Source organism: Homoserinimonas sp., assembly GCF_056262345.1.
In genome coordinates this window covers 1-4,596 of sequence record NZ_JBACFR010000129.1, presented here as the reverse complement: position 1 = coordinate 4,596, position 4,596 = coordinate 1, and the positions used below count along the sequence as shown (strand labels likewise).

Sequence of the window (4,596 nt, the reverse complement as noted above, 5' to 3'; positions counted from 1 at the left end):
GCAACGATTGCCCGCGCCGCGGTAGCTCACCCTGCGATCGGCCGCGTGAGCTTCTGGGGCGACCGAGACACCGCGGCCCTGCTGCGGTCGTGGAGGCCCGAACGCCCCGCAATCGGCGACAGTGTGGGCATCGCATCCGTGATCGTCACTCCCAGTGCTGACTACCGCCTCGCCGCGGCCGATATCGTGGCCAGCGCATTCGCGCGAGGTGGGCAGCATCCGCACGGCACCCGACTCGTGATTCTGGTGGGGTCGCTACTCGACTCCGCCGAGTTTCGCCGGGAGCTCGCCGACGCCGTCATCACCTCGTTTGCGGGTCGCCCCCACGAGATCTCCACCCGGGTAGGTCCGCTGATCGGTCCCGCTCCCGAGCGGCTGCGCCGGGCGCTGAGCGTGCTCGGTAGCGGAGAGAGCTGGCTCGTGCAGCCAGAGCCTTTGGACGCGGCAGGGCAGCTCTGGCGGCCCGGTGTGCGGGACGGGGTCCCCGCAGAGAACGCCGTCGAACGGGCCGTCGCCGGCCCCGTGATCGCGCTCACCGCAGTGGACACCCTCGAGGCGGCGATCGATCTTCAGAACTCCGCCCATCCGCCCGCCGCCGCCCTCTATTCGCTCACGCTCGACGAGATTGCGCTGTGGCTCGACACCGTGGATTCTGGCAGCGTCCATGTGAACCACGCCACGATCGGGCCGCCGCCTGACACCCTTCCATTCGGCGGATGGCGCGGCACGACCACAGGACCAGACAGGGTGCTTGCCCTCGCCGACTGGGCGCCGGTGTTCGGGGAGCCGCAGCAGTCAGTGCGCCTCGATGGCGTCTCGCCCGAGGTGCGATCTCTCATCGACGCGGCACTGCCGTCGATGTCGTTTGTGGAGTTCGACCTCGTGCGAGCCGGCGCAGAAAGCGATGAGCGGGCCTGGCAGCGCCACTACCGTGACCCCGTTGAACGCGCTGAGTTTCGCACGCTGCGCACGGTGGTTCGTCACCTGCCCGTTGCCACCACCATCCGACTCTCGGAAGGAGCCTCCGCCGCGCAGCTCGTTCGTGTGCTTGCGGCGGCCACCAGGGCGGGTGCCCGAATTGCGATCAGCTCTGCCGAGCCGGTCGCCGCGGGTCTGGTGCAGCTCTTCGGCAGCGCTGCGAGCCCACTGAGGGTGACGACGGTGATCGTGGAGAGCGACGCCCGCTGGTGCGCCAGGCTGCAGGCTGGCGAGGTCACGACGCCGCACATCCGCGTAATCGGCGGGGCCGCCGAGGCGACCGCGATTGCCCTCGTGCACCGCCCAGAAATCGGCGTCTATTCGGCGCCGATCACAACCTCGGGGCGCCTCGAGCTGCTGCCGATGTTGCGCACGCAAACCGTGACCCTCACGGCACATCGCTATGGCTACGCCGACCCGGCCATCGCCAAGATCGAGTTCTAGTGGCGACTGCCCTCTAGTGGGTGGGTGCCGCCGTGCGTGCGCTCACGAGTTCGGGGTGGTGGATCGCGGCGACATCGGGATGCGCGCGCAGCCGGCTCTTGAGGGCATTCTCGCCATACGTAGAGAACAGCGGTTCGCCGTGCGCATCGGCGGTCACGCCGCCCGCCTGTGCCCGCAGCTCGTCCGGCAGCGGAATCGAGGGGATCGTGGCGTCGAGGGCCGGTGCGTAGAAGTAGGGCACCGAGATGCGGTCCTGCCCCGAGCCGGGTGAGACCACGCGGTGGATGGTGGCCCGCAGATAGCCCTCCGTCGCGACTTCGAGAAGCTCGCCGATGTTGACGACAAAGGCGTAGGGCAGCGGCGGAGCGTCGATCCAGTCGCCGTCCTTCTCAACCTGCAAGCCGCCCTTGCCCTCCTCGACATAGAGCAGGGTGAGCACGCCGAAGTCCTTGTGGGCGCCAACGCCCTGCTGGGGCTCCGGGTCGTCCTTGCCGGGGTAGCGCACAATCTTGATCAGGGTCGACGGCTCGTGGGCGAATGCCGCGTCGAACACGTCAGGGTCAGCGCCGAGGGATTCGGCCCAGGCGCGCATGAGTGTGATCGAGAGGGCATCCATCTGAGCTTGCCATTCGGCCACGACGTCGCGCAGGTGCGGCAGGGCGGTGGGCCACTGGTTGGGGCCCTCGAGGGTCCAGAAGGGGGCTACGCCCTCGCCCTTCTCGACGGCGGCGCGCTCGGGGCCGATGTCGATCTGCTCGCGCCAGTCGACCCTGCCCTGGGTGAGCTCTCCGCCGACACGGGTATAGCCGCGAAAGTGGCGGCTCTTAATGTTCTCGATTTCGAGTTTGTCGGCGTCGGGCAGGTCAAAGAACTCCCGCGCTGTGCCGATGATTCCATCGAAGAGTTCGTGCGGGATGCCGTGCCCGGTGAGGTAGAAAAAACCGTATTCGTGGGTCGCTTCTCGCAGGTCGCGGCGGAACGCTGCGGCCTCGTCATCGCCCTGGTTTAGGCGGGAAAGATCGAGGATGGGGAGTGTAGCGGTGGTCATTTAACAGTTGTAGCAATTCGTCACCATTCGGCGCGCCTCATTACGTGACAACATATTTCGAGTATCTCGGTGAAGACCTCGCTATTCTTAACCTTCTTGTTCTAAAAGGTTGGAGTTATGAATGGCAGAGCAGGCCAACCTCGACCAGGTTTTCGGGGCTCTCGCCGACCCGACACGTCGGCGCATTTTGAGCATCCTGCGCGATGGCGACGCAACCGTTGCCGAGCTGGCCGCCCCCTTCAGCATTAGCCAGCCCGCCGTTTCGCGCCACCTCAAGGTTCTCGAACAAGCGGGGCTCATCGCCCGTCAGCGGGCGGGGACGGCGCGACTGAGCGAGCTCACTGCCGCGCCCCTGAGGGATGCGGCCCACTGGATTGTGGCGTTCGAAGAATTCTGGCCCGGCAGCGCTGATCACCAGGAGGAGTCGCTGCTCGAGAACTTTCTCACCGACGACGAATGGATCATCTAGAACCGCTGCCGAGTTAGTCGCGCGCTCGCTCGATCAGCTTCGAGAGAACGATCGAACTGCGGGTGTGGTCAACGTTGGGGGCATCGCGCACCCGTTCGATAGCGGCCTCCAAACTCGTGATGTCGCGGCTGCGCATGTGCACGATTGCATCGGCGCTGCCGCTCACGGTGCCGGCGCCGACCACCTCGGGGATTTCGCCGAGCATCCTGCGCAGGTCGCCCGGCGAAACGGTGCCGCGGCAGAACAGCTCGACATAGGCCTCGGTGCCGAGGCCGTCGACCGCGGGGTCGACCTGGATGGTGAAGCCGCGAATTACTCCGTCGGCGACGAGCCGGTCGACCCGGCGCTTGACCGCGGAGGCCGAGAGCCCGATCACGTCGCCGATGTCGCCATAGCCCGCCCTCGCATTCTTGCGAAGCAGCGCCAGGATGCCGGTGTCCAGATTGTCCATGACGCCCACACTACGAAGAATTCGTGCGCGAATGGCGGTTATGACGCAGGATCTCTTCGTATGTTCGCGAAATCGTGCCAACTCTCGCTGTGAGACTGAAACTATGACGCTCACCGATGCCACGCCAGGGCGTGACGCTGCTGCCACACCCGATAGCGCAGCCCGCCGCGCAACATCCCGCACAGTGCTCATGTGTCGGCCAGACCACTTCACCGTCAGCTACCGCATCAACCCGTGGATGCACCCGCAGGAGCCGACGGATACTGGCCGGGCCGTGCGCCAATGGGAGTCGCTGTACGAGACGTACCGGGCGCTCGGCATTGCCGTTGAGGTCATTGACCCCGTCGAGAGCCTGCCCGACATGGTCTATGCGGCCAATGGCGGATTCGTTCTCGACGGGGTCGCCTACGGCGCACTGTTCGCCCACGAGGAGAGGGCGGCAGAGGGCCCCGCTTATATGCGGTGGTTCGAGCAGGCCGGCTACACGGTGCGCCAGCCGCACCACGTCAACGAAGGCGAAGGCGACTTTCTCCTGGCGGGTCAGGCGATTCTGGCCGGATACGGCTTTCGCAGCGATCGCGCGAGCCACCGGGAACTCGCCGACATTTTTGGCAGGGAGGTCGTGGGGCTTGAGCTTGTCGACCCCCGGTTCTACCACCTCGATACGGCGCTCGCCGTGCTCGATCCCGAACCGGCCGAGGGCGCTGTTCCCACTATTGCGTACCTGCCCGCGGCCTTCAGCGAACAGAGCAGGCTCGAGCTCGAGCGACGGTATCCCGATGCAATTCGCGTCGCGGAGGCCGACGCGGTGGTGCTCGGCCTCAACTGCTTCAGCGACGGCGCATCGGTGGTGATCGCCGAGAGAGCCCGTGGGTTCGCCCGGCAGCTCACCGAGCGCGGCTACACGCCCGTCGGGGTGGAACTCGACGAGCTTTTGCGCGGCGGCGGCGGCGTCAAATGCTGCACCCTGGAGTTGCGACGATGAGTGCCCTGCGGCCGAGGGTTGCCACACTCGCCGACACCACGCCAGCCGCCGTGACGCCAACCAGCGCGTCATCGCCGCCCGCGGCATCCGATGCCTTCATCTCGGCGGTTGAGGAGCACAGCCCTCACAACTACCACCCGCTGCCCGTGGTTATTGCTACGGGGGAGGGCGCCTGGGTGACCGACGTGCATGGCCGCCGATATCTTGACTGTCTTGCGGCC

The 4,596-nt window shown here is 66.5% G+C and carries 5 protein-coding genes and 1 pseudogene; 4 read left to right on the top strand and 2 right to left on the bottom strand.

Annotated features, from left to right (window positions below; genetic code table 11):
- Positions 1-1,422: aldehyde dehydrogenase family protein (locus AC062T_RS06490; RefSeq protein WP_476028470.1), on the top strand; the 1,422-nt coding region annotated here is incomplete at its 5' end.
- A 13-nt stretch (positions 1,423-1,435) separates the two neighbouring features.
- Here AC062T_RS06490 and AC062T_RS06485 read toward each other — a convergent pair.
- On the bottom strand, positions 1,436-2,470 hold the full coding sequence (locus AC062T_RS06485) for an isopenicillin N synthase family dioxygenase (RefSeq protein ID WP_476028468.1): 1,035 nt from the start codon (positions 2,468-2,470) through the stop codon (positions 1,436-1,438).
- 121 nt (positions 2,471-2,591) lie between these two features.
- On the opposite strand from AC062T_RS06485, the gene AC062T_RS06480 reads away from it, so the two are divergent.
- Positions 2,592-2,939 (top strand): ArsR/SmtB family transcription factor, encoded by a 348-nt coding sequence (locus AC062T_RS06480; protein ID WP_476028466.1) that lies wholly within the window; start codon positions 2,592-2,594, stop codon positions 2,937-2,939.
- A gap of 13 nt (positions 2,940-2,952) precedes the next feature.
- On the opposite strand, the gene AC062T_RS06475 is transcribed toward AC062T_RS06480, so the two are convergent.
- On the bottom strand, positions 2,953-3,390 hold the full coding sequence (locus AC062T_RS06475) for an Lrp/AsnC family transcriptional regulator (protein ID WP_476028464.1): 438 nt from the start codon (positions 3,388-3,390) through the stop codon (positions 2,953-2,955).
- Positions 3,391-3,493: 103 nt separating this feature from the next.
- On the opposite strand from AC062T_RS06475, the gene ddaH reads away from it, so the two are divergent.
- The gene (gene ddaH / locus AC062T_RS06470; protein WP_476028463.1) at positions 3,494-4,375 is read left to right on the top strand and encodes a dimethylargininase; all 882 of its coding nucleotides are present in this window, start codon (positions 3,494-3,496) and stop codon (positions 4,373-4,375) included.
- Positions 4,372-4,596 (top strand): annotated as a pseudogene (locus AC062T_RS06465) (hypothetical protein); the annotation flags it as partial. The gene ddaH and the pseudogene AC062T_RS06465, both read left to right, overlap by 4 nt.